32 protein-coding genes and 1 tRNA gene are annotated in these 25380 nt (G+C 69.4%); 14 read left to right on the top strand and 19 right to left on the bottom strand.

Features of this window, described 5'->3' with window-relative positions:
* Complete coding sequence (gene upp / locus ABDZ89_RS09430) at positions 1-678, bottom strand: uracil phosphoribosyltransferase (RefSeq protein WP_343778534.1); 678 nt, start codon at positions 676-678, stop codon at positions 1-3.
* 74 nt (positions 679-752) lie between these two features.
* Positions 753-986 (bottom strand): DUF8107 family protein, encoded by a 234-nt coding sequence (locus ABDZ89_RS09435; protein ID WP_343778536.1) that lies wholly within the window; start codon positions 984-986, stop codon positions 753-755.
* A gap of 59 nt (positions 987-1045) precedes the next feature.
* Here ABDZ89_RS09435 and ABDZ89_RS09440 point away from each other — a divergent pair, with 59 nt between their 5' ends.
* Complete coding sequence (locus ABDZ89_RS09440) at positions 1046-1372, top strand: hypothetical protein (protein ID WP_343778538.1); 327 nt, start codon at positions 1046-1048, stop codon at positions 1370-1372.
* 91 nt (positions 1373-1463) lie between these two features.
* Complete coding sequence (locus tag ABDZ89_RS09445; RefSeq protein WP_343778540.1) at positions 1464-1703, top strand: hypothetical protein; 240 nt, start codon at positions 1464-1466, stop codon at positions 1701-1703.
* 5 nt (positions 1704-1708) lie between these two features.
* On the opposite strand, the gene ABDZ89_RS09450 is transcribed toward ABDZ89_RS09445, so the two are convergent.
* Positions 1709-2998, bottom strand: a complete 1290-nt coding sequence (locus tag ABDZ89_RS09450; RefSeq protein WP_343778542.1) for a CobW family GTP-binding protein — start codon at positions 2996-2998, stop codon at positions 1709-1711.
* Between the two features lie 120 nt (positions 2999-3118).
* On the opposite strand from ABDZ89_RS09450, the gene ABDZ89_RS09455 reads away from it, so the two are divergent.
* The 4 genes from ABDZ89_RS09455 (at position 3119) to ABDZ89_RS09470 (ending at position 6840) form a co-directional block, all read left to right on the top strand.
* Positions 3119-3331, top strand: a complete 213-nt coding sequence (locus tag ABDZ89_RS09455; RefSeq protein WP_343778544.1) for a hypothetical protein — start codon at positions 3119-3121, stop codon at positions 3329-3331.
* A gap of 117 nt (positions 3332-3448) precedes the next feature.
* The gene (locus ABDZ89_RS09460) at positions 3449-3745 is read left to right on the top strand and encodes a DUF7990 family protein (RefSeq protein WP_343778546.1); all 297 of its coding nucleotides are present in this window, start codon (positions 3449-3451) and stop codon (positions 3743-3745) included.
* 25 nt (positions 3746-3770) lie between these two features.
* Complete coding sequence (locus ABDZ89_RS09465) at positions 3771-4724, top strand: ArsA family ATPase (RefSeq protein WP_343778548.1); 954 nt, start codon at positions 3771-3773, stop codon at positions 4722-4724.
* Positions 4725-4953: 229 nt separating this feature from the next.
* Positions 4954-6840 carry a carbon starvation CstA family protein gene (locus ABDZ89_RS09470; RefSeq protein ID WP_343778549.1) on the top strand — a complete coding sequence of 629 codons (1887 nt, stop codon included), beginning with the start codon at positions 4954-4956 and terminating at the stop codon, positions 6838-6840.
* Positions 6841-6894: 54 nt separating this feature from the next.
* On the opposite strand, the gene ABDZ89_RS09475 is transcribed toward ABDZ89_RS09470, so the two are convergent.
* Together ABDZ89_RS09475 and ABDZ89_RS09480 are read right to left on the bottom strand one after the other, a co-directional pair.
* Complete coding sequence (locus ABDZ89_RS09475; protein ID WP_343778551.1) at positions 6895-7524, bottom strand: DUF8052 family protein; 630 nt, start codon at positions 7522-7524, stop codon at positions 6895-6897.
* The gene (locus tag ABDZ89_RS09480) at positions 7517-7897 is read right to left on the bottom strand and encodes a cupin domain-containing protein (protein ID WP_343778553.1); all 381 of its coding nucleotides are present in this window, start codon (positions 7895-7897) and stop codon (positions 7517-7519) included. The genes ABDZ89_RS09475 and ABDZ89_RS09480 overlap by 8 nt, the downstream gene beginning before the upstream one ends.
* A 127-nt stretch (positions 7898-8024) precedes the next feature.
* Here ABDZ89_RS09480 and ABDZ89_RS09485 point away from each other — a divergent pair, with 127 nt between their 5' ends.
* The 4 genes from ABDZ89_RS09485 to ABDZ89_RS09500 all read left to right on the top strand — a co-directional run bounded on the left by ABDZ89_RS09485 (position 8025) and on the right by ABDZ89_RS09500 (position 9814).
* Positions 8025-8285 (top strand): DUF8007 family protein, encoded by a 261-nt coding sequence (locus ABDZ89_RS09485; protein WP_343778554.1) that lies wholly within the window; start codon positions 8025-8027, stop codon positions 8283-8285.
* A gap of 74 nt (positions 8286-8359) precedes the next feature.
* Positions 8360-9046 (top strand): DUF5828 family protein, encoded by a 687-nt coding sequence (locus ABDZ89_RS09490; protein ID WP_343778556.1) that lies wholly within the window; start codon positions 8360-8362, stop codon positions 9044-9046.
* A 101-nt stretch (positions 9047-9147) separates the two neighbouring features.
* A complete protein-coding gene (locus tag ABDZ89_RS09495) occupies positions 9148-9387 on the top strand; it encodes a DUF8001 family protein (RefSeq protein WP_343778558.1) in 240 nt (79 codons plus the stop codon).
* Positions 9388-9439: 52 nt separating this feature from the next.
* Positions 9440-9814 carry a helix-turn-helix domain-containing protein gene (locus tag ABDZ89_RS09500; RefSeq protein WP_343778560.1) on the top strand — a complete coding sequence of 125 codons (375 nt, stop codon included), beginning with the start codon at positions 9440-9442 and terminating at the stop codon, positions 9812-9814.
* Positions 9815-9835: 21 nt separating this feature from the next.
* Here the strand turns inward: ABDZ89_RS09500 and ABDZ89_RS09505 are convergent, their stop codons facing one another.
* Complete coding sequence (locus tag ABDZ89_RS09505; protein ID WP_343778562.1) at positions 9836-11977, bottom strand: S9 family peptidase; 2142 nt, start codon at positions 11975-11977, stop codon at positions 9836-9838.
* A 97-nt stretch (positions 11978-12074) separates the two neighbouring features.
* The gene (locus ABDZ89_RS09510) at positions 12075-12668 is read right to left on the bottom strand and encodes an IMP cyclohydrolase (RefSeq protein WP_343778563.1); all 594 of its coding nucleotides are present in this window, start codon (positions 12666-12668) and stop codon (positions 12075-12077) included.
* Between the two features lie 185 nt (positions 12669-12853).
* Here ABDZ89_RS09510 and ABDZ89_RS09515 point away from each other — a divergent pair.
* Positions 12854-12926 (top strand) — tRNA-Gln (locus ABDZ89_RS09515).
* Between the two features lie 83 nt (positions 12927-13009).
* On the opposite strand, the gene cgi121 is transcribed toward ABDZ89_RS09515, so the two are convergent.
* The 4 genes from cgi121 to ABDZ89_RS09535 all read right to left on the bottom strand — a co-directional run bounded on the left by cgi121 (position 13010) and on the right by ABDZ89_RS09535 (position 17925).
* Positions 13010-13645, bottom strand: a complete 636-nt coding sequence (cgi121, locus tag ABDZ89_RS09520; RefSeq protein WP_343778565.1) for a KEOPS complex subunit Cgi121 — start codon at positions 13643-13645, stop codon at positions 13010-13012.
* On the bottom strand, positions 13642-16101 hold the full coding sequence (locus ABDZ89_RS09525; protein WP_343778566.1) for an ATP-dependent DNA helicase: 2460 nt from the start codon (positions 16099-16101) through the stop codon (positions 13642-13644). The genes cgi121 and ABDZ89_RS09525 overlap by 4 nt, the downstream gene beginning before the upstream one ends.
* A 156-nt stretch (positions 16102-16257) precedes the next feature.
* Entirely contained in the window at positions 16258-17151 is an 894-nt protein-coding gene (locus ABDZ89_RS09530) for a hypothetical protein (protein ID WP_343778568.1), read from the bottom strand.
* Positions 17152-17247: 96 nt separating this feature from the next.
* Positions 17248-17925 carry a class I SAM-dependent methyltransferase gene (locus ABDZ89_RS09535; RefSeq protein ID WP_343778570.1) on the bottom strand — a complete coding sequence of 226 codons (678 nt, stop codon included), beginning with the start codon at positions 17923-17925 and terminating at the stop codon, positions 17248-17250.
* Between the two features lie 67 nt (positions 17926-17992).
* On the opposite strand from ABDZ89_RS09535, the gene ABDZ89_RS09540 reads away from it, so the two are divergent.
* Positions 17993-18436, top strand: a complete 444-nt coding sequence (locus ABDZ89_RS09540) for a DUF2391 family protein (RefSeq protein ID WP_343778571.1) — start codon at positions 17993-17995, stop codon at positions 18434-18436.
* A 47-nt stretch (positions 18437-18483) separates the two neighbouring features.
* Here the strand turns inward: ABDZ89_RS09540 and ABDZ89_RS09545 are convergent, their stop codons facing one another.
* Positions 18484-19059 (bottom strand): magnesium transporter, encoded by a 576-nt coding sequence (locus ABDZ89_RS09545; protein WP_343778573.1) that lies wholly within the window; start codon positions 19057-19059, stop codon positions 18484-18486.
* A complete protein-coding gene (locus ABDZ89_RS09550; protein WP_343778575.1) occupies positions 19056-19628 on the bottom strand; it encodes a magnesium transporter in 573 nt (190 codons plus the stop codon). Before ABDZ89_RS09550 ends, ABDZ89_RS09545 begins: the two co-directional genes overlap by 4 nt.
* A gap of 99 nt (positions 19629-19727) precedes the next feature.
* On the opposite strand from ABDZ89_RS09550, the gene ABDZ89_RS09555 reads away from it, so the two are divergent.
* The gene (locus ABDZ89_RS09555; protein ID WP_343778577.1) at positions 19728-20306 is read left to right on the top strand and encodes a DUF7090 family protein; all 579 of its coding nucleotides are present in this window, start codon (positions 19728-19730) and stop codon (positions 20304-20306) included.
* A gap of 100 nt (positions 20307-20406) precedes the next feature.
* Here the strand turns inward: ABDZ89_RS09555 and ABDZ89_RS09560 are convergent, their stop codons facing one another.
* Positions 20407-21240: a DUF7089 family protein gene (locus ABDZ89_RS09560; RefSeq protein ID WP_343778579.1), complete on the bottom strand. Its 834-nt coding sequence runs from the start codon at positions 21238-21240 to the stop codon at positions 20407-20409.
* A complete protein-coding gene (locus ABDZ89_RS17110; RefSeq protein WP_425544609.1) occupies positions 21240-21329 on the bottom strand; it encodes a hypothetical protein in 90 nt (29 codons plus the stop codon). Before ABDZ89_RS17110 ends, ABDZ89_RS09560 begins: the two co-directional genes overlap by 1 nt.
* 92 nt (positions 21330-21421) lie before the next feature.
* Here ABDZ89_RS17110 and ABDZ89_RS09565 point away from each other — a divergent pair, with 92 nt between their 5' ends.
* Entirely contained in the window at positions 21422-21901 is a 480-nt protein-coding gene (locus ABDZ89_RS09565) for a hypothetical protein (RefSeq protein WP_343778581.1), read from the top strand.
* A 64-nt stretch (positions 21902-21965) separates the two neighbouring features.
* Here ABDZ89_RS09565 and ABDZ89_RS09570 read toward each other — a convergent pair whose 3' ends face one another.
* The 4 genes from ABDZ89_RS09570 to ABDZ89_RS09585 form a co-directional block, all read right to left on the bottom strand.
* On the bottom strand, positions 21966-23147 hold the full coding sequence (locus ABDZ89_RS09570; RefSeq protein WP_343778583.1) for an aspartate kinase: 1182 nt from the start codon (positions 23145-23147) through the stop codon (positions 21966-21968).
* 330 nt (positions 23148-23477) lie between these two features.
* A complete protein-coding gene (locus ABDZ89_RS09575; RefSeq protein ID WP_343778584.1) occupies positions 23478-24206 on the bottom strand; it encodes an OapC/ArvC family zinc-ribbon domain-containing protein in 729 nt (242 codons plus the stop codon).
* Positions 24207-24623 carry a DUF2073 domain-containing protein gene (locus tag ABDZ89_RS09580; RefSeq protein WP_343778586.1) on the bottom strand — a complete coding sequence of 139 codons (417 nt, stop codon included), beginning with the start codon at positions 24621-24623 and terminating at the stop codon, positions 24207-24209.
* Positions 24623-25264, bottom strand: coding sequence for an Era-like GTP-binding protein (locus tag ABDZ89_RS09585; protein WP_343778587.1), 642 nt, complete (start codon positions 25262-25264; stop codon positions 24623-24625). The genes ABDZ89_RS09580 and ABDZ89_RS09585 overlap by 1 nt, the downstream gene beginning before the upstream one ends.
* Between the last annotated feature and the right edge of the window lie 116 nt (positions 25265-25380).

Genomic DNA, 25380 nt, shown 5'->3' on the forward strand with positions numbered 1-25380 from the left:
TTAGACCGTCCGGAACGCGCGGTCGCCGGCGTCGCCGAGTCCGGGAACGATGAACCCGTCGTCGTCGAGGCGGTCGTCGATGGCGACCGTCAGGAGGTCGGCCTCCGGGACCGCCTCGCTCACGCGGAGGAGACCGGCGGGCGCGGAGACGGCCGAGAGGACGAACAGGTCCTCGAAGTCGTCGGCCTCGTCGAGGACGTGGTCGAGGACGGCCGCCATCGTCGACCCGGTCGCGAGCATCGGATCGGCGACGATCACGGTGTCGGCGGATCGGATCTCGGGGAGCTTCACGTAGTCGATAGTGATCGGGAACTCCCCGTCCTCGTTCATCCCGGCCGCCTCGTCGCGGCCGGCGGAGATGACGCCCTGTTTCGCCCGGGGGAACGCCTTCAGGAGTCCCTCGACGAACGGGGTCGCGGCCCGGAGGACGTTGATTATCACCACGTCGTCGAGCCCCTTGACGCGCTCGCCGGTCGTCTCCGCTAAGGGGGTCTCGACCGGGACGTACTCGGTCTCCATCGCGCCGTCGATGATCTCGTAGCCGCAGATGCGGCCGAGCTTCACGAGCCCCTTCCGGAACGCGACCTGCTCGGTCTCGACGTCGCGCAGCCGCGAGAGGGTGTCCGTCGCCAGCGCGTGCGTGATGAGGTACGCGTCGTCGCGGTCTTCGATCGTCATTGTCCGGAATCGGGCCCGGAAACGTCTTAAAACGTGGCGAAGCGCGCGTCGCTCCCGCGGAACCGGTACGTCGCTCACCGCAGAACGAGTACGTACGTCAGCGCGAAGATGAGCAGCGCGAGCGTCGCGACGCTGCGCAGCGCGAACTCGGCGCTGCCGACGAAGTCGAGCCCCCAGACGACGATCCAAGCGAACCACGTCGAGAGGACGGCGTTCATCGCGAGCAACACCCGCGGGTCCCCGGAGGACCGCTCGACGGCGTCGCCGATCCCACGGCTCTCACTGCGTTCGCCGCTCTCGTCGCTCATACGCCTATCCGCGAGAGAGCGGCACTTATCTCTTGTCCGTGCGGCTCGTAGCGGGACGCATGGTCGACGTGCCGCGCGCCCGCAACCGCCACGGCGAGCGGGTCGACGCCGTTCCCTTCCTCGTGACGACGGGGCTGGCGTTCACGCTCGTCTTCTCGTTCGGCCCGATATACGGGCTCGCGTACGGGCTGTCGCTGGCCGCGTCGCTCGGTCTCTCCGCGGTCGGGTTCGCCGGTGCGGCGGTGCTCGCGTACCACCAACTCGTCCGGCTGGCGCCGTTCGAGGACGCCGGACCGCTGCCGGCCGGGCCGCGATTCGAGCGGCTGCTGTACGTCGGTCTCGGGCTCGGCGCGCTCTTCGTCGGGCTCACGGTGCCGCTGCTTTGAGTCCGCGGAGGGGGAGCGGACCGGAATTCGACTGTGCGAATGAATCGCACGACACCGTGAGACTAAGGCGATCGATGGTGATAATTCTGGTATGGGAATCTTCGACACCGTGACCAGCGTGCTGGAGGGCTCGACCCAGCGCGCGCCCGGAACCGCGGGCGACGACGGCTCGGAGGGGGCGTACTGGTGTGACGACTGCGGCGTCCGCGTCCGCGACGTGGCGGTCGACGAGGAGGGGTTCGACCGCGACGCGGACGGCGTCCCGGTGTGTTCCGACTGCGGCGAGTCGATGCGCTTCGAGCGCGCGACCGGCAGCGGCTGCGCCTGCTGAGCCGTTTAGGGCTCGCGGAGCGCGGCCTCGGCGCCCTGCTCGTCCGGGAACGGCGCGGGGTCGACGGCGGCCGGGTCGTCGCCGATCCCGGCGTCGCCGAACTCCGATAGCTCCGCGTCGGAGAGGAGGGCGTCGTCGAGCCGCGCGACGAGCGAGTCCGCGTCGACGTCGGTCCCGATGACGACGAACTCGGTCAGCCGGTCGCCGCGCTCGTCGTCCCAGTCGAGGTTCGGCCGGTTCGATCGGAGCATGTCGCGCTCGACCGACGGGAGGCTCGCGATCCACGGGCCCGGCGCGGTGACGCGGACCGATCGCCCCGCCTGTCCGACCTGCTGGCGCTGCTCGGTGCCCGCGACCCAGAGCGTTCCCTTCGACCGGACCACGCCCTCGGGCAGATCGCGGAGGACGGCGGCGATCCGGTCGGGGTGGAACGGCCGTCGCCGGCGGTAGGTGAAGGAGGTGACCCCGTACACCTCGTCCGGGTGGCGGTGGTCGTGGTCGTCGTGGTCGTGGTCAGCGTGACCGTCGCGGGCCGTTTCGTGGTCGTCGTCCCCGTCTCCTTCGTCATCGGTCAGCGCGCGCTTCCAGCCGGGAAGGTCGCCGAGTTCGCGCTCGTCGAACAGCCCGACGTCGAGGAGGCGGTCGGGGTCGACCGCGGAGAACTCCGCGACGATCGTCTCCGCGCCGGGCTGAAGCGCCCCGACGAGGTCGATCGCCTCGTCGATCTCGGCGTCGGTACACAGGTCCGCCTTGTTACAGACGACGAGGTTCGACACCTCGATCTGCTCGACGAGGAGGTCCGAGAGCGGGCGCTCGCCGTCGCCGTCGGCGTCGCCCGCGGCCGGGTCGACCCGGCGTTCGGGGGCGTCGTCGCCGCCGAAGGCGTCGAGGAACTGCCGCGTGTCGACGACGGTCACCAGCGCGTCGACGCGGTACCGGGCCGCGGCGCGCGACTCGGTGGTGAACAGGCGCGCGACCGGCGCCGGCTCGGAGATCCCCGAGGACTCGACGACCAGCGCGTCGAACGAGCGGTCGTCGGCGAGCCGGACCACCGCGGACTCCAGGTCGTCTTGGAGTTCACAGCAGATACAGCCGTTCGACAGCTCCGTGACGCCATCCACGTCGACTTCGGACTCCTCGGCGATCAGCTCCGCGTCGACGTTGACGTCCCCCATGTCGTTGACGAGGACCGCTATCTCCCGGTCGCCGGCGTTCCGTAGCAGGTGGTTCAACAGCGTCGTCTTGCCGGCGCCGAGCCCCCCCGAGAGCACGGTCACCGGAATGCGGTCGTCCATACGGTCGGATCGGACAGGACCCCCTTCAACTCCCCGGCGACGGCAGCGGCGCGCCGGTCGCCCGTCGCACGGTCGCTCCGAGCCGATACGTTGATACCCCGCGGTCGTCGAACTCGCGGCATGGTTGCATCCGTCTCCACCGTGGGCCTGGTCAGCGTGGCGATGACGGTGCTGATGGTCGCCGCGATGCTGTACCTCGTCTGGGAAACCCGTGACAGCGACATCCACTCGCCGAGTCCGGGCAACGACGAACAGCCGGAGCTCGGCGACACCGACGAGGCCGCGGCAGACGACGAGACGCAGGGAGAGCTGCCCGACGGCAGCTCCGCCTGACGCCGAGATCGGCGGCGACCGTAACGACCGACCGGACCGGGCGGGGCCGCAGTGAACGACGAGCCGAGTTCGTCGCCCGCGACAGGTTTTAACGCGGGGGAAATGTCATCAGGAATGATGACAGTAGCAGACCGTATCGAGCGGTACCGGGCCGTCCTCGAGGAGTGGGTCCGGGGGCTGTACCACGGGATGATCACGCACCCGGCCTACGAGAAGATCGAGAAGGAGGCCGAAGACACCGAAGACGAGTTCATGCTGGCGTGTTTCCCGGACGCCTTCGGCATCCCGTCGCCGGTCTCGTACTACACCGCCGAACTGCTCCCGTACCTCGAAGACGAGTTCGAGGCGTGGGAGCGTCGGCTGTGGGACCGCGAGACCCTCCTCGAACGGAAGGGCCAGCAGTACCACTTCTGATGAGCGACCGATTCGGGGGTACGTGATGGAGCAGTTCGTCTTCTTCGGCGGAAAAGGCGGGGTCGGCAAGACCACCGTCTCGTGCGCGTACGCTCACCGCTGTGCGACCGACGGCGTGCGGACGCTCGTCGTCTCGACCGACCCGGCGCACTCGGTGTCGGACGTGTTCGACCAGCAGTTCGCGGACGAACCGCGCTCGGTCAACGGCGTCGAAGGCCTCGACGCGATGGAGATAGACCCCGAAGACGAGATGCAACGGCACCTCGACGAGATCCGGGAGTCGCTCTCCGAGCAGGTCTCGGCGGCGATGGTGTCGGAGATCAACCGCCAGTTGGAGATGTCTCACGGCACCCCCGGGGCGTACGAGTCGGCGCTGTTCGACGCCTTCGTCGACGTGATGCGCGAGGAGAGCGACCCGTACGACCGGGTCGTCTTCGACACCGCCCCGACCGGGTCGACGCTGCGACTGCTCGGGCTTCCCGACTTCCTCGGCGACTGGATCGACCGACTGCTGTACAAGCGGAAGCAGTCCATCGACCTGTTCGAGAAGGCCGCCATCGGCGACATGGAGCCGCGGCGGCTGTTGGAGGGCGATCCCGTGATCGAGCGGCTCCAAAAGCGCAAGGAGTTCTTCGAGTACGCCGGCGAGACGATGCGGACGGACGCCGCCTTCTTCCTCGTGTTCAACCCCGACCAGCTGTCGGTCAACGAGACCGCGCGGGCGATAGAGGGGTTCACCGATCGCGACCTGCGCGTGCGGGGGCTCGTCGCGAACAAGCTCACGCCGTCGCCCGACGACGACGAGACGGGCCGCGGCGCGCGGTACCTCCGGGAGAAGGTCGAGACCGAGCGGGACCGGCTCGCGCAGGTCCGCGACGGGTTCGAGCCGCCGCTGGTCGCGGAAATCGAGTCGCGGACCACCGAGGTCCGCGGCGACGTGCTCGCCGACGTCGCCGACGCCCTCGACGTGGAACCGTAGGGGACTCGGGTCCCGACCCCCGGCTGAGTCCGTATCACCCGACTGCGGACCGGCCGCGCGCGAGGTCGATCACCCGCTGAACGGCCCGAATTTAACCCGGCGAGCGGAGCAAAAAACCGGAATATCGCCGAAGAGACGGGAGCGATCGCCTCGTTATCGCGCAATCATCATGAACGAAAGTAACGTTTAAGTTGGGCATAGTGAACCGATACCACGAGGCAGGGAGCCTATGACAAGTGTAATTTGGATCGTCGTCGCCGTGCTCAGTACGTTCACCGTCGGCTACGTGGGGTACTCTCGGTACCTCTCGCGGTTCGTCGAACTGGACAACGAGCAGGAGACGCCGGCACACAAGTACGAAGACGGTCAGGAGTACGTACCGGCGAAAAAGCCGGTGCTACTGGGGCATCACTTCTCGAGTATCGCGGGCGGCGCGCCGATCGTGGGCCCGATCACGGCGGGGGCCATCTGGGGATGGGTCCCGGCGCTTCTGTGGGTCGCCATCGGGAACCCCCTGATGGGCGCGGTCCACGACTTCATCTCGCTGTCGGGGTCGATGCGACACGAGGGGAAGTCGATCGGCTACATCATCGGCGAGTACGTCGGTGAGCGCGGCAAGAACATGCTGCTGTGGTTCGCGTTCCTCACCATCATCCTCGTGGTGGCGGTGTTCGCGCTGGTCGTCGGGATCGTGTTGAACGCGTTCCCGTCGGCCGCGACCGCGAGCCTAGTGTACATCGCGCTCGCCTTCGCGTTCGGGGTCTACCTGTACCAGCTAGACGGTCCGTTCCTACCGGGGACGGTCCTGTTCGTCGCCGGCGTGTTCGGCGGCGTCTGGCTCGGCATCCAGTACCCGATGGCGCTGTTCCCGGCGGTCGAGGCGGGAACGTATCCGCAGGGGACGATCGTCCTGTTGGAGTTCCTCGGTAACGGCGCTTGGCTGCCCGGCGCGGTGGTGAGCACCGACGCCATTCTCCAGCCGAACGTCGCGGCGTGGGTTCCGGTCATCCTCGTGTACGCGACGCTCGCGAGCGCGCTCCCGGTGTGGGTGCTGCTCCAGCCGCGCGACTACCTCTCGTCGTTCCTGCTGTACTCGGGCGTCGGTGGGGCGCTGCTGGCGATCATCGTCGGGACGTTCATCACGACGCCGGTGGAGCCGCTGACGATCGACCCCTCCATCGGGGCGTACATGGGCTTCTTCGGGAGCGACTTAGCGATCGGAGAACGGGGGATAACACCGCTTTTCCCCTTACTGTTCGTCACGATCGCCTGCGGGACGATCAGCGGATTCCACTCGCTGGTCTCGTCCGGGACGACTGCGAAACAGCTCAACAAGGAGAGCGACGCCCGTCTCATCGGCTACGGCGGAATGCTCGGTGAGGGGCTGCTCGCCTCCGTCGCCATCTCGACGCTCGCGATCGCCGGTTCCACGACGGCCGCCGCGGGCGGCGGCATCGGCGGTGCGCTCCCGAACTTCGCGACCGGCGGCGGGATCATCCTCACCAGTCTCGGGATTCCGCAGCGCTTCGGCGCGCCGTTCATGGCGCTCGTGCTGGTGAGCTTCCTCCTCACGTCGACCGACACGGCGGCGCGGCTCGGTCGCTACATGATGGAGGAGATCGTCGGCACGCAGGGCAGCGGGACGTCGACGGGCTTCTCCACCGACCTCGGCAGCCTCGCCAAGGGCCGGTACACGAACCCCGCGCTCCAGTCGCTCATCGCGTACGCGCTCGTCATCTCCGGCGAGTGGGTGACGCTCTGGGCGCTGTTCGGCGGCGCGAACCAGCTGCTCGCGGCGCTGGCGCTCTTGGCCGGCACCGTGTGGCTCGCCAACTGGGACGAGTCGAAGCAGCTGGCCTCCACCGGCATCCCGATGACGATCATGGTGACGATCACCGTGCTCGGGCTGTCGTGGGTCGCGCTGTGGGACAACCTGTATCAGAAGCTGATCCTCGGTAACGTCGCCGGGCTCAGCGGACAGATATCGGCCGTCGTCCAGATGGCGCTCGCGTTCGTGCTCATCTACCTCGCGCTGTCGCTCGTGCGGATCGGCTACGACAACATCACGAGCGTTCGGGGAAGCAGCGGGGCCGCGGTCGAACCGAGCGACGACTGACGGACTGCGATCGGTGCGGTTTTTCGTTTTTCGACCGAGCAGCGACGAGCGCGCTCAGCGCCAGAACCGCTTCGCGAACCGCGAGAAGATCCCCTCGTCCGGGTCCTCGACCGGCTCCCACAGGCGGAACGCGGCGGCGGTGTCGGCGCTCTCGCTGGCGACGAGGCCCTCGCTTTCGGGCGCCACCACGACGAGGTTCACCTCGTAGTGGCCGTAGTAGCCGAATTTCAGCAGCGTCCGGTCGTGGAACCCGTCGACGAACGAGGCGACGTCGTCGGGGATCCGGTCCGCGACGAGCACGACGGTGACGTCGGTGCCGTAGTGTTCCTCGTGTCCCTCGACGCGCTCGTCGGCGACGCCGTGGGCGAACTCGACGAGCCGCTCTAATTCGCCGACGGACGGGGTCGAGACGCGGCGCGCGAACACGTGCTCCATCATGTCGTGGTCCGCGTAGCTGAGGGCGGGGTGGAGGAACTGCTTCTGGTTTCGCACCCGCATCTCGGCGCTCATCTCGAACCGCTCGCCGTCGGCGACGACGTCGCGGTCGAGGTCGTAGCTGTACATCAGCCGGTCGGAGACGCGGTCGAGGTACTCGTCGTCGTAGTCGGGGACGTTCTCGCGGATCTCCGGCGGCAGCTCCTCGGGGTCGTGACGCCCGTCGCCGTCGTCGGCCGCGTCACTCATCGTCCGGGTCGTACGCGACCGCGTCGCCCGCGGCCGGCGGCGTGCCGATCGCGAGCACGGTCACCGGCGCGTCGGCGTCCTCGGGGTTGTACGCTCGCTGCGGGCTCTCGGGGTCGACGACGAACAGGTCGTCCGCCGGGACCTCGTAGGTCCGGTCGGGAGTCTCGACGGCGAGCGTGCCGTCGAGGACGTAGAACGCCTCCTGTTGGGTCTCGTGGTAGTGGTACGCGAGCGGGAGCTGTTCGCCCGGGGCGGCGCGGAACCGGTTGATCGCCGCGGCGTCGAGCTCGCCGGGGTCGGACAGCTTCCGACACTCGCAGGGGCGGTCCGGCTCCGGCTCGACCGAGTCGACGTCGACGGCGCGATATCCCATGTGAACGCATTCCACGGAGCGAGTGAAAAACTCGTCGGGACCGTCGGGTCCGAGGAGATACGCCGAGACCGCGTCGAGGGACGCTGAGGAGTGGTTTTAACTGTGAGAACGTCTTGTATGATAGTATATGACAGACGACACCGATCGCGAGCCGGCAGTGGATCCGGAGGTCACGGCGGAGGCGTGCGGTCGCTGTTCGATGTCGACCGTCGTCGGAGCGGTGGCAGACGACAGGTCGCCCGAGGAGCGCGCCGAGCGCGATCTGTTCGCCGGCGAGCGGATCGAGGTGGACGAGTCAGCGATCCGTCGGATCTCGCCCGCGGGATTCCTCGGCGACCTCAAGCGGCGGGCGAACGAACTCGGCCGGCGGATCGCGTACGGGAAGTAGCGTCGCCGCGCCGAGGCCGACTCACGTCAGGTCGGAGAGACTTATACGCGTCCGTTTCGTAACGGGGACACGCGATGGAAGAGAGCATCTCCGGCTTCAAAGTGCGCGGCGACTGGGGCGACGTCGTCGAACACGGCGAACGGGTCGCCTTGGCGCTCCGCGAGGTCGGCGTCGACGAGGGCGCTTACTACGAGTTCGACGAGTGGCGCCCGAAGAGCCACGAGCGCATCGACGAGGACGTCTCGGAGAAGACCGCGGCGCAGGCGTCCGTCGACGAGGGGGAAGGCGAGCGCGCCGGCAAGTCCCCCGGCGACGACCTCCAGACGGCCGGAGAGAAGCTCACGGAGTCCTACGAGAAGGTCGAGGAGAACGACACCGAGAGCGCCCGCGAGAGCTGGGGCGAGTCGATCGGACACGTCGCCCGCGCGGCGGACTCCGCCAGCCGAAAGGCGCTCAGAAGGGTCGAGGACGCCGTCTACCGCAACGTGATGACCCAGATGGCGCCGTACTACTTCGACAACGAACTCGTCAGCGCCAACGTTCAGGAGGTCGCCCGCGCCGAGGACGGGGAAACGTTCGTCTTCGAGGTGAACGTCAACGACGACGAGCTGAAAGCCGAGGTTTCGGACGTTCTCGACGAGTACGAGTCCGAGATAGACCGCTGGCACGTCGAGGCCGAAAAGCGGACCGAGGACGTCGCGGCCGCCGAGGGCGTCGAACCGCCCGCCGAGGAGGGCGGCCCCGACTCGACGAAGACGTGAACGGACGCGTCGGGCGAGACGAAGGGGAGTCGGCGCTCGACTCGAAACGGACCGCGAGGCACATCGGTCGGCTTTAACTCGCGGACCGTCGAATCGAACCCATGAGCGAGGTACTCCGGGTCGAGGCGGGCGAACTGGCCGTCGACGAACTCATCGACGCCCTCAACGACGGGCAACGCATCCTCGTCGACGTGGAGGTCGCCGGGGCGAGCCACGAGGTCGCCCTCCGCTACGACGGCGAGACGTACCACTGCGACACGCCGACGAACCTCCACCGACACGCGGACGAGTCGGGGATGCGCGGCTGTATCGATCAGATGGGCTACGCGGCCGAGGAGTGACGGTCGGCCGAAGAGACCGACATTTAACCTCGCCGCGCGCGAACCGAGCGGCATGAGCGACCCCGAAATCGAGGACCTCGTCGGCGACAGCTCCCCCTCGTTCGAACACGTCCTCTCCTGTGTCTTCGGCGTGCGCGACCACGAGAGCCGCGCGTACCTCACGCTGCTCGAGTATCCGGGCAGCACCGTCTCCGAACTCGCCGAGACCCTCGACCGGGACCGGTCGAACGTGAACCGGTCGCTGTCGACGCTGCGCGAGAAGGGGCTCGTCGAGCGCCGCCGCCGACTGCTCGACTCCGGCGGCTACGTCTACCAGTACACCGCGATCCCGGTCCCGGAGGCCAAGCGCCGGCTCCACGACGCCCTCGACGAGTGGGTCGCGGACGTCCACGACGCCATCGACGAGTTCGACCCCGACGAGCGCTGAGCCGAGAGCTGACGCGGACGCCTACTCCTGTGCCTCGTCCGACTCGTCGGACTCCTCGCCCGCGGTCAGCCCGTCGTCCTCGGGACGGTCGAGCGCGCGCTCGGCGTCGTGGTGGTCGGAGTAGCCGTCGAACCAGCGAGCGATCCGCTCGATGCGGTCGACGACGTGGGCCGGCTCGCCGGACCGGGACAGCTCGTGGCCCTCGCGCGGATAGCGCACGAACCGCGTGTCGACCCCGTTCTTCCGCAGCAGTCGGTGGTACAGCTCCGCCGTACAGATCGGGGTCCGGGTGTCGTCCTCGGAGTGGATCAGAAGCGTCGGCGTGTCGACCGCGTCGGCGTGTCCCGTCGGCGACTGGTCCCAGAGCCACTCGGGCTCCGCGCCGGGGACCGTGTCGAAGTCGCCCTCGACGAGCTTGTAGGCCGCGTCGGTCGAGCCGTAGAACCCGGTGAGGTCGTAGACGCCGCGCTGGGAGACGGCCGCGTCGAAGTAGTCCGTCTGGCCGACCGCCCAGGCGGTCATGAACCCGCCGAAGGAGCCGCCGGTGACGAAGGCGTTCGAGGCGTCGATCTCGGGGCGGTCGGCGACCGTCTCGACGCCGGCCATCACGTCGCGCATGGTGACCGCGCCCCAGTCGCGCTCGATGGCTTGAGTGAACTCCTCGCCGTAGCCGGTCGAGCCGCGCGGGTTCGACCAGAAGACGGCGTAGCCGCGGGCCGCGAGCGTCTGGAACTCGTGCCACATCGTCCCCGAGGTGGACCACATCGCGTGCGGACCGCCGTGGATCTCGACCGCGAGCGGGTACGGCTCGTCGGCGTCGCCGGCCGCGTCACCGGACTCCGCGGCGTCGACCCCCGCGGGCGGGGTCAACAGCCAGCCCTGGATCTCGACGCCGTCGGACTCGAACCGGACCTCCTCCGGCTCGCCGACCGCTCGCTCGGCGAAGTAGTCGGCGTTGAGTTCGGTGAGGCGCGTCGCCTCGTCGGCGCCGGCGTCGTGGAGGAACGCGTCGCCCGGGTGGTCCCACTCGCTGGCGGCGTAGGCGACCGCGACCGACTCCGGACCGGCGCCCGCCTCGCCGCCGACCGTCGCGCCGGACACGGTGCCGGGCCGGAGCAGGCGCTCGGGGTCGTCGGCGCCGTCGGCGGGGACGTGCCACAGGGCCGTCTTCCCCTCGTCGGGCGTCGCGAAGTACAGCGTCTCGTCGTCGGGGCCCCACTGCGGCGTCGTCTCCCGACCCAGCCCGCGGTCGAGGTCGCCGGTCAGGTCGGTGACCGCGCCGGAGTCAGCGTCGAGCACGCGGAGGTCCGTCGGCCGCATCGACACCTGGTCCGGCTCGGCGTGGGTGAACGCGACGCGGCCGTCGGCGGTCGCCGCGAGGTCCGCGCCCCAGCCGGTGGTGGTGTGGACGCGCTCGGTCTCGCCGGACCCGAAGTCGTGGGCGCGGATCGCGATCTCGACCGAGTCGTCGGGGTCGTCGCCGACCGCCTCCGTGTAGTACAGCGTGTCGGCGTCGCCCCAGTCCGGGGCGGCGAAGTCGGCGTCGCGGTCGGTGACGCGGGTGACGGCCTCGGAGTCGGCAGGGTCGGGGTCCGTGACGCCGCCGACGGTCGCGTCCGCGTCGACGACGTACACGCCGGGGCGTCGGCCGTCGAAGTACCGCTCTGCGGCGCGGTAGACGGTCCGGTCGATCACCCGCGGGTCGGGGTGTTCCGCCGGCTCGTAGTCGTCCGGCACCGCGCGGTCGCGGTCGGCCTCGCGGTCGTCGGCCGTCACCGACTGGACGAACGCGATCCGCTCGCCGTCAGGCGACCACGCGATCTGTGAGACGCCGCCGACCACGTCGGTGACGCGGCGGGCCTCGCCGCCGTCAACGGGGAGGACCCACAGCTGCTGGCGGTCGTCCGCCGCGCCCCGGGTGGAGGTGAACGCGATCCGGTCGCCCGAGGGGCTCCAGCGCGGCTCGGCGTCCGTGCCTTCCGAGAGGGTGAGTCTGCGGGGGTCGTCGTCGCCCGCGGCGTCGGCGAGGTACACCGTCGTCTCGTAGCTGTCGTCGCCGTTCGGCTGTCGGCGCACGAAGGCGACGCGGTCGCCGTCCGGCGAGAGTCGGGGGTCGGTCGGGACCGCGATGTCGTGGTAGTCCGCCGCGGTGACGCGTTCCATGCGCGTCACTCGGACGGCGGAGGCAAAAGGCGTCGGGAGCCGGAAAGGCGGTCGACGGCGGTGGGCCGGTCGTCGGGCGGACGCCGACTGCCGCCGGTCAGTCGCCGCCGTTGTCGAACGCGAGCGAGACGCCGTCGCCGTCGACGGTCGCGCCGGCGGCGCAGACGGGGTGTTCGAGGTCGGCCTCCAGGAGTTCGGTCGCGGCGGACGCGGCGTCGGTCGCCGTCAGGTCGTACGGCTCCGGGGCGTCCGTCTCGTAGGTCGCGACCACGGTGGGATCGTCGACGGTCTCGACGAGCAGCGCGTCGCGGCGGACGACGCCGATCGTCGCCGTCTCGGCGCCGACGACGCCGGCGATCCGCGGGGTGTCGTAGTCGTCCTTCTCGAAGTCGAGCGCGAGGAGCGGCGACGCGAGCGCGTCGCGGGCGGGGTAGCCCAGCTCCAGCTTCTCGGCGATCGGGTCGACGTGCGAGCCGTTTCCGAGGACCGCGAGCGACTCGCCCGTCGGCGTCTCGACGGCGCGGGCGCAGTTGTAGGAGACGTACGGGTTGTCCGTCTCGGGCGCGCCCGCGGTCGGGCCGACGGTGAGCGTGCCGTCGCGATCGCGGACGCGGCGGTTCGGGAACGAGCGCGAGGAGACGCGGTAGCCACCGATGCCGGGCGCGACGACGACGAATCGTCCGACGTACATACAGCTTCGTGCGGATTGAGTCGTGTAAAACGCGTCGATGTAATCACGAACGCGATCCAGTAGAGGGAACAGGAGTCCAGCCGGACCCACGAGGAGCGCCGGAAGGACCCGACGGCGTCAACCGATCGCACGGCGGACGTAACGCGCAACGCTTACAAAGACGTGCGGGCTACTCGTGAGTACGCAGTCCATTGGGGTAGTGGCCAATCCTGTTGCCTTCTGGGGGCAACGACCCTGGTTCGAATCCAGGATGGACTACTTCTGCTGTTTCCTCGTTTCGACTGGGCCGGAGAGGCGTCCGCGTCCGGTGGTCTCCAGTCGAAACGAAGGGGTTTGCGCTCTCACTTCTCGACGTCGAGCAGCGCGACGCGCTCGCGGACGACGTCGGCCACGCCGCCGTTCGTCGCGGCGAGTTCGCGGTCGGTGACGCCGTAGAACTCGCGGACGCGGTCCTCGTCGAACGCGGCCTCGAAGTGGTCGCCGTCGGCCGGGCCCTTAGCGTCGGGGCGGTCGATCGAGTCGCCCGGGAGCGATCGGGCCGAGTCGACGGCGAGCGATCGGGCCGCCTCGACCGCGGCGGGGAGATCCGCGGCCGGGCGGTCAGCGCCGGGCACGTCGCCGAAGTCCGCGACGAGGATCGCCACCGACCGCTCCCCTTCCGAGACGCCGAGTTCGAGCGCGCGGTCGATCTGCCTGCGTCCGGCGGCGTACAGTAAGATCTCGACGCCGGGGTCGCGGGCGACCGCCTCGCCGCGGGCGATCGCTCTGGCGGCGAGCCGCGCCGCCTCGCGGAGCTGCGTCGCGGAGACGACGAGGTCGGCGTCGAACGCCTGAACGACAGCCCCGGTGTCGGCGGCGATCGCGTCGCAGTCGGCGAGGAACGCGTCGAGGTCGTCGATGTCGACGGTGCCCGCCACGAGTCTGACCCCGGGGTCGGGTGCGGGCTCCGGCGTCGATCCCGCCGCCGCGTCGGTCATCCGAAATCACCCAGACTGGCCTGTCCGTCGCCGTCGCCGTCGGCGTCCGCGCCCGCGGTCGCCGCCGCCGAGGCCGAGCTGTCGGGGTCGACCCCGTCCAGCGAGGGGTCCTCGCGGCCGGCGTTCTCCAGGATGCGCTCCGCGGTGCGCTCGCGGCCGCGGAGCGCGCCGAGCACGACCGCTTTGTCCGCCTCGCGGAGGTCGGCGCGGCTCTCGATGCCGGCCTCGTAGAGTCGGCGGGCGCGCTTGCGACCGACGTTCCGGACGCCGGCCAGATCGAGGAGTTCCTCGCGGACCCCGTACTCCAGCCGCTTGCGGGCCTCGCGGACCCGGACGACCACGTCGCCGTCGATCCCCTCGACGTCTCTCGCGAGCGTCTCCGCGGCCCGGAGGAGCCACTCGGCGGTGTCGACCTTGCCGCGGATGTCGCCCGGACCGACGCCGTACCGCTCCGTGATCCGGTCTTCGTCCACCTCGTTCGCCCAGTCTTCGAGCAGGCGGGCCGTCTTCAGCGCGGCGAGCCAGTCCTCAAACCGAACTTCCTCGTACTCCGAGGGCACGTCGCCGAGGAACTCCGTCTCGCGCTCGTAGCACACCTCGGTGTACGTCTCCCGGTCGCCGGACTTGAGGTACAGCTCGTAGGTGTCCGGCGTCCGGCTGACGAGGTGGTAGAGCCCGAGCGGGGTGACCGCGGGAGAGTCCGAGCCGGCCGCTCCCTCCGACTCCTCGCCGTCGTCCTCGCCGGCGGTCCCCGCAGCGTCCCCCCGAGTGTACGTGGTGAAGCCCGGTTCGTCGGCGTCCGAGTCCGCGCCGTCCGCCGGGACGAACGCGTCGCCCTCGGCGTCGGGCGTCGCGTCGGCGCCGTCCGCGACGGTCCGGAGTCCGTCGAGTATCTCGGCCGCGCTCATCGGGTCGAGGTAGAGCCGCGAGACGGTGTGGCCGATGCCGGTCGCGGCCAGGCTCTCGGCGCCGCCGTCGCGCTCGCGCTCGACGAAGCCGTTGACTTCGAGGTACTCGAGGACCGTGTCGGTGACCGCGGCGAGTCGCCCCTCGTCGTCGGTCTGCGTGGCGTAGAGCGTGTTGTCGAGGAACGTCAACAGGCCCTCGCGGGTGGCCGCGAAGCCCGAAGCGATCGTCGCGAGGACGTGCGTCCGGAGCGCGGGCTCGGCCGCCAGCTTCGAGCGGACCGGCTCGGCCTCGGCCCAGAGGTACCGCTCGAACAGCTCCTCGCGGGTGTCGGCGTCGTTCGCGAGCAACACCGCCTCGCCGTACGGGTCGAGCCCGGGGCGGCCGGCCCGTCCGCACATCTGGTGGACCTCGAGGACGTCGAGGGGTTTCATGCCGCCGAACTCCCCGTCGTAGCGGCGCCAGTCGCGGACGATCACCCGGCGGGCAGGGGTGTTGACGCCGGCGGCGAGTGTCGGCGTCGCGGAGATACACTTGATCAGGCGGTCGCGGAAGGCGTCCTCGACGAGGCTGCGGTGTTCGCTCGCGAGCCCGGCGTGGTGGAAGGCCGAGCCCTTCTCGACCGCGTCCGCGAGGTCCTCGGAGGTCTCGGTGTCGGAGACGCCGCGGATCTCGTCGGCGAGGTCGCGGAGTCGGTCGCGCTCGCCGTCGGTGAGCCGCGCCCCCGTCACGTCGGTCAGCTTGCGGGCGGACGACTCGGCGTTGCGCCGGGAGTTGACGAAGACGAGCGAGGAGCCGCCCTGCCCGCCCTCCTCGGTGTCTAAGGCGTCGCCGACGAGCTTCGCGGTCTGGTCTTCGCCGCGATCGACCGGCACCTCGCGCTGGCTCCCGTCGTCGAAGTTGATCGCGTTGCCGAAGTGGACGCCGGTCCGGAGTTCGATCGGGCGCCACTCCGACTCGACGAGTTCGGCGTCGAGCCAGTCGGCGATGACGTCGGCGTTGCCGACCGTCGCCGAGAGCGCGACGGTCTGGAGGCCCGGATTCACCTTCCGGAGCTTCGCGAGCGTCACTTCGAGGGTGGGGCCGCGGTGCGAGTCGTCGACGAGGTGGACCTCGTCGCTCACGACGCAGGTGAGGTCGTCGATCCACGGGGCGCCGTTGCGGATCAGCGAGTCGACCTTCTCCGAGGTGGCGACGATGATGTCGCGGCTCGCGAGCCACTCGCCGTCGGAGTCGTAGTTGCCCGTCGAGACGCCGACCGTGACGCCGTGGTCCTCCCAGCGCTCGAACTCGGTCTTCTTCTCGCTGGCGAGCGCGCGCAGCGGGACGATGTACAGCGCCTTGCCGCCGCGCTGGATCGACGAGAGCATGGCCAGCTCCGCGATCAGCGTCTTGCCGGAGGCGGTGGGGACCGCCGCGACGAGGCTCTCGCCGTCGAGCACGCCGGCCTCGACGGCGGACTGCTGGGGCGGGTACAGCTCCGCGACGCCCTCCGCTTCGAGCGCCTCGCCGACGCCGGCGGGGAGCCCGGAGAGCGAACTCGGTTCCATTACCGGACTCTGGTCTCCGACGCGATTTAAACCGTCGGAACGGGGTCGCGAGAGGGACAGAACCGCGGTGGCGCGTGCCGACGAGCGCCCGGAGGGCGCGAGTCGCACGCGCGAGGGAGTCGGGGAGAGGTCAGACCATGGGCGCCGTCTCGCGACCTACTCCCCGTGTGATCCCGACGTTACGGTGTCCCGGCGGCTGACGACCACGTACAGACCTCGAAAGCCGACGGCGACGCCCGCGCCGAGCGACCCGAGCGCGGTCGCGACGGCGAGCGCGGGAACGAAGAAGGCCGGATCGAGGACGTAGTCGGGGGAATCGGCGATGAACGCGATCGCGGTTGCGTGTCCCAAGACGGCCGCGGCGTCACCGAGCCACGCCAGTGCGATCCCGCACCGATACCAGTAGACGAGCGCCGCGATCGGAGCCCCGAACACGGCGTACCCGAACGGCTGGTAAGCCGGATAGGAGGCGTATAACCACAACGTAGACAGGACGGAGAGAACGGCGGCGACAGCGATGATGACGACCGCTCTGTGCCGATCCCCCGACATGCCGAAAAAGCGTTCTGACGCTGAACGCTCGCTCGGGGGACTCAATCGACGGAGAACAGAACCGACGACGACGGCGAAGGCGCCGACAGCGAGGCCGAGCCGAAGGTGAGTCGGAAGCGTGACGCCGAGGACTTCCATCTCCAGTACGTCTGGCAACGGGCTGAACGCCGCCCGCGCGAGGGCCGATGCGACCGGGAAGATGGGGCCCGCTGCGAGCGTGTAGATGGCGGTACCACCGTGATACTGAACGAGGATAGCGATCGCCGCGGCGGGCAGGTAGAGGACGGCGGTAGCACGCGAGTGACCGATGTCGCTGATCTCCGGGGCGACCGCGCGGATGGCACCGAGTTGGGTGGTCACCTCCGTACTCGCACCGTACGCCGCGTTCGACCGCCAGTAGGCGGCGTAGAGCACGAACACAAAGACGAACACGAGACCGACGGTGCCGGCGATACGGAGGTGTCCGTCGGGAGGGCCGAGGAGGGCACGGACGTCCATTGAGGGAGATGACCGGGGCGCTCGGTAAAACGGTTGGGAGATCAACTGTCCGTCTCGCACCGGCCGCCACGGGAGGTCGAATCTCGACGGACCGGGTCAGGGCGCGACGCCGACCGTCAGCAGCGTCCCCCACGTGCGGTACCGGTCGACCATCGCCTCGCGCGTCTCGTAGTTCTCGGTCGGGAACGCCTCCGCGTCCGGGATTTCCGTTTCCCGGTCCGGGATCGCGTCCTGCTCGGCGACGTACAGCCCGGCCTCGCGGAACGCTTCGCGGTACTCCTCGCGCGACCACAGCGTCATGTCGACCGAGATGCTCTCCTGCCACGCGTGGGTCGTCTCGCTCTCCGCGAAGTAGTTGACGGCGCAGTAGAAGGTGCCGCCCGGCCGCAACACCCTGCGGACCTCTTCGAGGGTGTGGACCGGGTCGGCGGCGTAGTAGAACGCCTCCATCGAGAACACGTGGTCGAGGGAGTCGTCGGCGAAGGGGAGGGAATCGAAGTCGCCGACCAGGTACCCCACGGCGTCGTCGTCGGTGTAGCCGTGGGCGTTGCGGGCCATTTCCGGGGCGCCGTCGAGACCGTATCCGCGACCGATCCCGCGCTCGCGGAGGGCGCGGAGCGCGTAGCCGGAGCCGGTGCCGAGGTCCAGCACGTCGTCGCCCGCCTCGACGGGCATCCGAGCCAAGACGTGTTTCGCGGTGTGCCAGTGTCGGTCCTCCATGCCGCGGTCCTTCCCCGTCGCCGCCCACTCGTCGAACTCCTCGCGAACGCTCATACCGGAGCGACGGGGAGAACGGTGAAAAACGGCGGTGTTTTATCGGCCCCCGCGCACCATCGTGGGTATGAAGCGGCCGAAGGCGCTCCGGCGACCGAAGTTCCGGCTCGCCGACTCGGCACAGCAGGCGGTCGGCGGGTTCCTGCTCGCGGGCCCGTTCGTCGTCACCGAGGAGGTGTGGGTGCTGGCGGCCGGGATGCACTGGATTCAGGGCGTGGTGACCGCCTTCATCGTGGCGCTGATCGGCTACGCCGCGCTGTATCGGGCCGACACCGACCGCGACCCGGACGTGGAAAGCGAGATCGCCGGGATCCCCACGCGGTTCGTCTCGCTGATGGTGGTCGCGTTCGGCTCCGTGCTGCTGCTGGCTATCCTCTTCGACGCGCCCGACACGTTCCTGATCGAACAGGGGGTCACGGGCGCCGAGCTCTGGGGGACGACGCTCAAGGCCGTCTCGGTCGGCGCGGTGTTCAGCGTCGTCGGCGCCGCGACCGCCGACAGCGTGTTCTGAGGGGTCGTCAGGGGGAACCGCGGTCCGGGACGACCGAAACGGCGGCGTCACAACACGACAGAGACGACCGCGAAGAGGATCAACACGCCGGCCACGTCACAGAGGTTCGTCACCACGGGAATGGTCGTGTCGTCGGGGTTGAGCCCGACGCGGTACGACACCTCGACCGCGGCGACGCTGGCGACGACGACAAGCACTGCGAGGCAGAGCCCGGAGACTAAGGAGATCAGCAGCACTCGGCCGAGCGCGAGCGACCCGCCGAGCGCGAGGCCGATCCCCCACGCGGCGACCCCCACCGCGCCGAAGACGGTCGCCGCGAGCCCGAACACCGCGCCCGCGTTCGCCCGGAGCGCGGGGTTCGACGGGCTGAGCTCGTAGGTCCCGAGGTACAGCTGGGTCGTGAGCCGCGAGCAGGTGATCGACGCGAGGTTCCCGGCCGTCCCGATCTGGACGGGCACGAGGACCAGAAGCGCCGGGTACCGGAGGAGGACCGCCTCGTAGGTCTCCAACACCGTCCCGGAGACGAGTTGGAGCACGGACAGCGCGGCTAAAAGCGGGATCATCGTCCCGACGATCCGCCGGATCGCCCACTCGTCGACGACCGTCGGTTCGGGCTCGGTCACGAGACGACCCCCACGACGGCCACCCCGACGAGGAGGAAGAACACGCCGAACACGTCGCCGAGCGTCGTGACCACCGGGCCGATGACGTTGTCCGGGTCGAGCCCGCGACGGTAGCCGACGAAGATGACCGCGATCAACACCGTGATCATCAACACCGCGGAGAGGAAGCCGGCGACGGCCATCACGCCGACCAACTGGAACAGGCTCCCGCCGTCACCGAACAGGACGAGCGTCGCGTAGGTGACGACCGCGATGAACACGGAGACGGTCATCCCGTTGAGGAACGAGGCGACGATAGCGTTCGTGAGCCGGCGGTCGAGTCGGAACCGCGGTTCGATGATCCCCTGATGGAGCCCCGTCGAGAGCCGCGCGCCGAGCGAGCCGTACACGCCGCCGCGGGTGGCGAGGAAGGCCGGCAGCAACAGGAGCAGCCCGGGGACCTCCGCGATGTTGGCGCGCATGGTCTCGGAGGCGAGTATCGTCCCCGCGAAGAGCCCGGCGATCAGGCTGATCGATATCACCGGGAGCGCCTGTCGGTAGATGTCGCGCGCGGTGTCGTGCCCGGGCATCAGCGGGACCGACGGCGAGCGGGGCAAAAAAACCGACCACCACCGGGCGGGAGACGCGGCGGCCCGCACGGTTAAGTCGGTCGGGCGATTGCCGATCCCATGGACTACTCGCTCGCCGTCGAGAACGGACCGGAAACGATACCGGGCGGGACCGGACTCCTGCTCGTCCACCCGAGCATCGGCGAGACGGACCGGATCGACACCGACTTCCTGAAGACCGACACGGACGCCTTCCTCGTCGTCTCCACTCGGACGACCGCCCGCGAGGTCGAACAGAAACTCGAGTACTACGACGTCGACGAGACGAAGGCGACGATCCTCGACACGCTCTCGGTCGAGCGCGGCTACTCGCGCCGCACCGCCGACGACGTCTACTACGTCTCCGCGCCGGACGACCTCGACGGCGTCGTCGACCGCGTCGAGCGGTTCCTCACCGAAAAGGAGGGGAAGCGACGCGTCTCCGTCGACTCGCTCACGGAGATGGCCTACTACGCCGACGACGACGCGGTGTACGACGCCGCCGCCGAGATACTCGACCTCCTCGACGAACACGACGCGGTCGGCATCTTCCACCTCTCGGAGGAGGTCCACGAGGTCGCGACGCTCGATCGCTTCCGAGCGCTGTTCGACGGCGTGATCGACCTCGACGGGGAAGGGAACGTCACCGTCGACCTCTGAGCGGCGACGCCGGCGTTCGGTCGAAATGGTATACCAGTGACGGAAGACGGGACCGCGCTCCGCGTCGGAGCGTGCGGTTACGACGCGCCGGAGCGTGCGGTTACGCCTCGTCGTCGAACAGCGCGTCGAACGTCTTCTCCGCCCACGTGACCGCGTAGTCGGCGCCGCGGTCGCGGTACGCCGCCGTGTCGAGCGCACCGTACGGCGCCGGGAGGTCGAGGCCGTGTTTGACGGCCGAGCAGGCGTACTCCGTCGCGGCCGGGAACTCGGTGTCGCCGCGCGCGACCTCCCCGGAGAGGCCACCGAGCCGCCCGGAGAGACGGTCGCCCGCGTCGACCCAGGCCTCGTACAGCCGAGGATACTCGTCCGCCCACGAGGCGAACGCGTCGCGGGTGTGGAGCCCCACCCACGCGTCGAACAGCGCGTTCGCGACCTGGAAGACGTCGGTCGGTCCGAAGCCGGTCGTCGACGCTCCGGTCTCCGGATCGGGCCGGCGGATCGCCGCGTCGAGGTCGCGGTACCGCTCGCCGAAGAAGGGGAGAAACGCTTCGGGCAGGGCGGGGTCACAGCCGATCTGGACCAGTCGCTCGGCGATCAGGAACGCGAGGAAGCCGTCCGGGGTCCCCTCCGCGCGCTGCTTGACGAGCACGGCGTGCGGGTCGGTCTGCGTGGTCCGGACGACGGTCCCGTCGCCGGGCAGTCCGACCGTGAACGCCGGTCCGGCGTGTTTGCGGAGCAGGTCCGGCACCGCGTCCGGAAGCCACTCGGTGGGGTACGAGGCGGGGTCGAGTCCGTCGACGAAGAGGCCGAGATCCTCCGCCGCGGCCGGCGGCAGGGTCTCGAAGTCGGAGTCGACGTCGAGAACGGGCGATCCCGGGGCGTGCTGGTCGCGGACCGCCGCGAGGTCGTCGTCGAGTGGCCGAGACGAGAACATCAGGCGAAGACGTACGAGAGGACGATGAGCACCGAGAGGACGGCCGAGACGCCGACCGTTCCGACCACGATCTTGGTTGGTTTGGACATGCGCGTCAGTGCGTCCGCCCGTCGTTAAAATCATCCGGTCGGCGCCGACCGCGCGGCAGCGACTTTATGTCGTCGGGCGAGAGTGCGAACGTATGCGAGTTCGCGACGCGGTCGAGGCCGACGCCGCGGCGCTGGCGTCGATGACGGGGCGGCCGAGCGGCGTCGTTCGCGACATGATCCACGACCGGTCGGTCCGCATCGCGGCGACCGACGACGGCGGGGCGGCCGATGACAGTGACGCGACCGACGGAGAGACGGCGACGGGTCGGGACGGCGACGACGGGGCGGACACGCCGGCCGACTCGGTGCTCGGGTTCGTCGCGTTCGACGTGCGCGACGGCGTCGTCCACGTGACGAACGTGGAGGGGGATCCGGACGCCCTCGGCCGACTGTTCGAGGAGCCGGTGCGGTTCGCGACCCGAGAGGGGATGACCGTGGAGGCGGTGCTCCCGACCGACGGGACCGCGGTCGAGGCGGCCCGAGCGCTCGGGTTCGAGGCGGTCGGCTCCGGGCCGCGGATCGACGGCGCGTCGACGACGCGGTACCGGTTCGATCCGGACGCGAGCGAGTGACGGCGCGGTCGTTCCGGTTCGAGTCAGACGCCGCCACCGGCGACGGCGTCGCCGTGGGAGCAGCTCAGTCGAACCGGTCTTGGACGATTTCGAGGGCGGTCTCGCGGTCGTCCCAGTCGACGAACACCGCGACGGAGGTGGCGCTCGTGATCAGGTCGATGATGTTGATGCCGGCGTCCGCGATGGGCGCGATGATGTCCTGAATGACGCCCGACTGGTTGGGGAGTTCTCCGCCCGTGACGCGGATCACGGCGATCGGGTCGGCCACGGTGACCGAGGAGAGCGCCTCGTCGGTGACGACCGACTCGTGGAGCAGCGCCTCTGCGGTCTCGGCGACCTCGACGTCGACGTAGAAGGTGACCGAGTCCATCCCGGAGGCGACCGCGTCGATGTTGATCTCCTCGGCGCGGAGCGCGCTCGCCAGTTCGGAGAGGATCCCCGGGCGGTTCCGGATCGCTCGGCCCGCGATGGTGAGACACGCCAACGGCTCCTCGCGCATGTCGATCAGGCTCTCGAACTCGCCTTCGATCCGGGTGCCGCCGCGGAGGAGGTCGCCGTGCTGGTAGTGGACGACCCGGACGTCGAGATCCTCGTCCTTGTACGAGAGCGCCGACGGCGCGACCACTTCGGCGCCGCGGAACGAGAGGTTCCGCAGCTCGTCGACGGTGATCTCGCCGACGTTGCGGGCGCCCTCGACCACGCGGGGGTCGCCGGTCATCACGCCCTCCACGTCGGTGACGATGACGACCTCGTCGGCGTCCATGTAGTTGCCGAGCATGACGGCTGTCGTGTCCGACCCGCCGCGCCCGAGGGTGGTGACGTTCCCCTCGTGGTCCTCGGCGAGGAACCCGGTGATGATCGGGACGACGCCGTCCATGTCGGCGGCGATCTCTCGGGCTCGGCGCTTCGTCTCTGCCACGTCGACCTCGCCGAGTTCGTTCGTGATGACGGGCCAGTCGGGGTGGCCGGGTTCGAGGAAGACGGCGTCGACGTCCCGGACCGAGAGCGCGGCCTTCAACATCCGGACGCTGGTGCGCTCGCCCATCGAAACGATCTCCGCGCGGTCGGCGTCGTCCGTCTCGAAGGTGATGTCGTCGAGGAGGTCGTCGGTGGTCGACCCCATCGCGCTTGCGACGACCGCGATCTCGTGCCCGGCCGCGACAGCGCTCGCGACCGAGTCGGCCGCGCGCTCGATCCGGTCGCCGCTACCGAGGCTCGTGCCCCCGAACTTCGCGATCACGCGCATCGGGATACCTCGTCAGCAGTCCGAGAGGATCGGGATCCGGCGGCCGGTCGACGGCGGGCGAGCGAGACGGTAGGGACCGATCCGGAACCGGAATTCCGGCCCGGTCGGCGGAAGCGATCGGTAAACATGCGACCCCGTAGCGGTGGAAGCCGCATAACAGTGTCTTATTCCACAAGGGTCGCCCGAAACGCCGTGTCGGCCGAATACGGGGTCGAGCGGCGGTGAAACACGGGAATAGAACGGAGGTGAGACGTGAAAATTGATCGACGGGATTCCGCTTCGGCGGTCGAATGCGCGGCGGTCAGGGTTCGGATTAGGGGAGGCGGGGGGTCACTCGTCCTCGATGCCCCACGCGTCGGGCATCTCGATGACGTACCGGCCGTCCTCCTGAAGGGAGATGATGTACTCCTGTCTGTCGTATAGTTCCATCAGGTTGAGTTCGTACTGCCCGGGGCTGACGATGCGGATGCTCTCGAACTGCTCGTTGAGTTCGTCGCGGAGCGCGTCGAGGCCGGGTCGGGGCCCCTCGTCCGTCGACTCCGGTTCCTCGGCGTCGACCTCGCGGCTCGCGCGGTCGAGTTCGTCCGGAGAGACGACATCGGAGCGAGCGCTCGCCTGTGCGGTGTCCTCGTCGCTCCGGTCCGCGATCTGCTCCGTGCCGTCCGGATCGCCCGCCGCGGGCGTCGCCGACTCGGCCGGAGCGGCGTCCGCCGGCGAGGGAGCGTCGGTGTCGGGGGTCGGGTCCGGAGAGCTCGTCCGTGCGTCGTCGGCGCCGGTCGGCGTCGGGTCGGCGCCGGTCGGCGGCTGGTCGTCGTGCGGCTCGTCCGGAGTCGACGCCGGCTCGTCGCCCGGAGTCGACGCCGACGGGTCGCTCGGGTCCGAAACCGTCCGATCAGTGGTCTCGCCGGCGGCGGTGGTCCCGTCGCCCGGGTCCGCGTCGTCGACGGCGCTGGCGGGCTGGAACTGGAACTTGTTCCCGCCACAGTCCGGGCATCCCGACAGCATCTCCTTGGAGCCGTCGGGGAACGTCCGCCCGCAGGTGGTACACTGGTGGGGCATCTACTTGCGGGAGACGAGCGTGCTGATGAGGTTCTCGTCTTTATGGAGTGTCTCGATCCGGTTCGCCGGGCCGATCACGGTGAGCTTCTGCGTCGACTCCCGCCCCATTAGCTTGTCGAGGAAGCTCTGGTCGCCGGCCTCGGCCTTCGGGTACGTCTCGATCTCGATCCCGGTGAAGTCGTCGGGGCTGATCTCCGTCATCGTCACCTCGATGAGTCGGGACTCCTCGTCGGGCGAGAGCCCCTCCTCTAAGATGACGATGTTGCCGTCGCGGACGCCGTCGAGGATGAGACGGATCTTCTCCATGCTCGTGAGCCCCTCCATCCGCGCGCCGCTTATCATGTCGATCCGGACGCCGTCGCCGGAGTCGTCGGGGTCGTCGTCCGCGGCGCCGACGTTGGCTTTCGGGCCAGGCATCAGCCGAAGTACTCCGCGATTTTGGTGTACACTTCGTCCATGTTGTCACCCTCCAGCGCCGAGAGGGGGATCGTCTCGTGTTGCGGGAACGCGTTCGCGATCTGCTTGACGTCCGCCCCCGGCAGGTCCGTCTTGTTCGCGAGGATGAGCGCCGGGAGGTCCTGCGACTCGATGATCCCGATCAGCATCGTGTTCACCTGCGTGAACGGGTCCGTGGTCGCGTCGAGCACGTAGATGACGCCGTCGACGTCCTCGCGGAGCCAGTGCATCGCCTCCGCGACGCCCTCGGTCGCCTCGCGCGACCGGCGGACGGCGTCGTCTTTCTCCATGTCGTGGTCCAAGAACTCCTTGTAGTCGACCTTCGTCGTCACGCCCGGCGTGTCGACGATGTCGATGGTGACCGACCGCCCGTTGCGTTCGATCTCCACGTTCTCCTTCCGGCGTGCCCGGCGGGTTTCGTGGGGGATGTGGCTCTCCGGCCCGACGGCGTCACCCGTCCAGTCGCGTGCGATCCGGTTGGCGAGGGTCGTTTTCCCGGCGTTCGGCGGTCCGTAGATCCCGATCCTTTTGGGTTCGTCGGCCGCGAACAGCCCGTCTGTGACCCGTGATATGCTGTCTCTGAGATTCGTGAGCAGTCCCATCCTGACCTCCAGTCCGTGTGTTTACTCCCGAACACCGCGTTCGTCGGCCTCGACGCCGTTCGATCCGAGCGCTCGACGCCCGTTCGGGGAATTACGGTACGCTCCACGCCGCTCTC

This window comes from Halorubrum ejinorense, from assembly GCF_039522565.1.
Classification (GTDB): Archaea; Halobacteriota; Halobacteria; order Halobacteriales; family Haloferacaceae; genus Halorubrum; species Halorubrum ejinorense.

Excerpts from the sequence above, each read along its gene's own strand:
- upp (WP_343778534.1), bottom strand. The coding sequence starts at position 678 with ATGACGATCGAAGACCGCGACGACGCGTACCTCATCACGCACGCGCTG.
- ABDZ89_RS09435 (WP_343778536.1), bottom strand. The coding sequence starts at position 986 with ATGAGCGACGAGAGCGGCGAACGCAGTGAGAGCCGTGGGATCGGCGAC.
- ABDZ89_RS09440 (WP_343778538.1), top strand. The coding sequence starts at position 1,046 with ATGGTCGACGTGCCGCGCGCCCGCAACCGCCACGGCGAGCGGGTCGAC.
- ABDZ89_RS09445 (WP_343778540.1), top strand. The coding sequence starts at position 1,464 with ATGGGAATCTTCGACACCGTGACCAGCGTGCTGGAGGGCTCGACCCAG.
- ABDZ89_RS09450 (WP_343778542.1), bottom strand. The coding sequence starts at position 2,998 with ATGGACGACCGCATTCCGGTGACCGTGCTCTCGGGGGGGCTCGGCGCC.
- ABDZ89_RS09455 (WP_343778544.1), top strand. The coding sequence starts at position 3,119 with ATGGTTGCATCCGTCTCCACCGTGGGCCTGGTCAGCGTGGCGATGACG.
- ABDZ89_RS09460 (WP_343778546.1), top strand. The coding sequence starts at position 3,449 with ATGACAGTAGCAGACCGTATCGAGCGGTACCGGGCCGTCCTCGAGGAG.
- ABDZ89_RS09465 (WP_343778548.1), top strand. The coding sequence starts at position 3,771 with ATGGAGCAGTTCGTCTTCTTCGGCGGAAAAGGCGGGGTCGGCAAGACC.
- ABDZ89_RS09470 (WP_343778549.1), top strand. The coding sequence starts at position 4,954 with ATGACAAGTGTAATTTGGATCGTCGTCGCCGTGCTCAGTACGTTCACC.
- ABDZ89_RS09475 (WP_343778551.1), bottom strand. The coding sequence starts at position 7,524 with ATGAGTGACGCGGCCGACGACGGCGACGGGCGTCACGACCCCGAGGAG.
- ABDZ89_RS09480 (WP_343778553.1), bottom strand. The coding sequence starts at position 7,897 with ATGGGATATCGCGCCGTCGACGTCGACTCGGTCGAGCCGGAGCCGGAC.
- ABDZ89_RS09485 (WP_343778554.1), top strand. The coding sequence starts at position 8,025 with ATGACAGACGACACCGATCGCGAGCCGGCAGTGGATCCGGAGGTCACG.
- ABDZ89_RS09490 (WP_343778556.1), top strand. The coding sequence starts at position 8,360 with ATGGAAGAGAGCATCTCCGGCTTCAAAGTGCGCGGCGACTGGGGCGAC.
- ABDZ89_RS09495 (WP_343778558.1), top strand. The coding sequence starts at position 9,148 with ATGAGCGAGGTACTCCGGGTCGAGGCGGGCGAACTGGCCGTCGACGAA.
- ABDZ89_RS09500 (WP_343778560.1), top strand. The coding sequence starts at position 9,440 with ATGAGCGACCCCGAAATCGAGGACCTCGTCGGCGACAGCTCCCCCTCG.
- ABDZ89_RS09505 (WP_343778562.1), bottom strand. The coding sequence starts at position 11,977 with ATGGAACGCGTCACCGCGGCGGACTACCACGACATCGCGGTCCCGACC.
- ABDZ89_RS09510 (WP_343778563.1), bottom strand. The coding sequence starts at position 12,668 with ATGTACGTCGGACGATTCGTCGTCGTCGCGCCCGGCATCGGTGGCTAC.
- cgi121 (WP_343778565.1), bottom strand. The coding sequence starts at position 13,645 with ATGACCGACGCGGCGGCGGGATCGACGCCGGAGCCCGCACCCGACCCC.
- ABDZ89_RS09525 (WP_343778566.1), bottom strand. The coding sequence starts at position 16,101 with ATGGAACCGAGTTCGCTCTCCGGGCTCCCCGCCGGCGTCGGCGAGGCG.
- ABDZ89_RS09530 (WP_343778568.1), bottom strand. The coding sequence starts at position 17,151 with ATGGACGTCCGTGCCCTCCTCGGCCCTCCCGACGGACACCTCCGTATC.
- ABDZ89_RS09535 (WP_343778570.1), bottom strand. The coding sequence starts at position 17,925 with ATGAGCGTTCGCGAGGAGTTCGACGAGTGGGCGGCGACGGGGAAGGAC.
- ABDZ89_RS09540 (WP_343778571.1), top strand. The coding sequence starts at position 17,993 with ATGAAGCGGCCGAAGGCGCTCCGGCGACCGAAGTTCCGGCTCGCCGAC.
- ABDZ89_RS09550 (WP_343778575.1), bottom strand. The coding sequence starts at position 19,628 with ATGCCCGGGCACGACACCGCGCGCGACATCTACCGACAGGCGCTCCCG.
- ABDZ89_RS09555 (WP_343778577.1), top strand. The coding sequence starts at position 19,728 with ATGGACTACTCGCTCGCCGTCGAGAACGGACCGGAAACGATACCGGGC.
- ABDZ89_RS09560 (WP_343778579.1), bottom strand. The coding sequence starts at position 21,240 with ATGTTCTCGTCTCGGCCACTCGACGACGACCTCGCGGCGGTCCGCGAC.
- ABDZ89_RS17110 (WP_425544609.1), bottom strand. The coding sequence starts at position 21,329 with ATGTCCAAACCAACCAAGATCGTGGTCGGAACGGTCGGCGTCTCGGCC.
- ABDZ89_RS09565 (WP_343778581.1), top strand. The coding sequence starts at position 21,422 with ATGCGAGTTCGCGACGCGGTCGAGGCCGACGCCGCGGCGCTGGCGTCG.
- ABDZ89_RS09570 (WP_343778583.1), bottom strand. The coding sequence starts at position 23,147 with ATGCGCGTGATCGCGAAGTTCGGGGGCACGAGCCTCGGTAGCGGCGAC.
- ABDZ89_RS09575 (WP_343778584.1), bottom strand. The coding sequence starts at position 24,206 with ATGCCCCACCAGTGTACCACCTGCGGGCGGACGTTCCCCGACGGCTCC.
- ABDZ89_RS09580 (WP_343778586.1), bottom strand. The coding sequence starts at position 24,623 with ATGCCTGGCCCGAAAGCCAACGTCGGCGCCGCGGACGACGACCCCGAC.
- ABDZ89_RS09585 (WP_343778587.1), bottom strand. The coding sequence starts at position 25,264 with ATGGGACTGCTCACGAATCTCAGAGACAGCATATCACGGGTCACAGAC.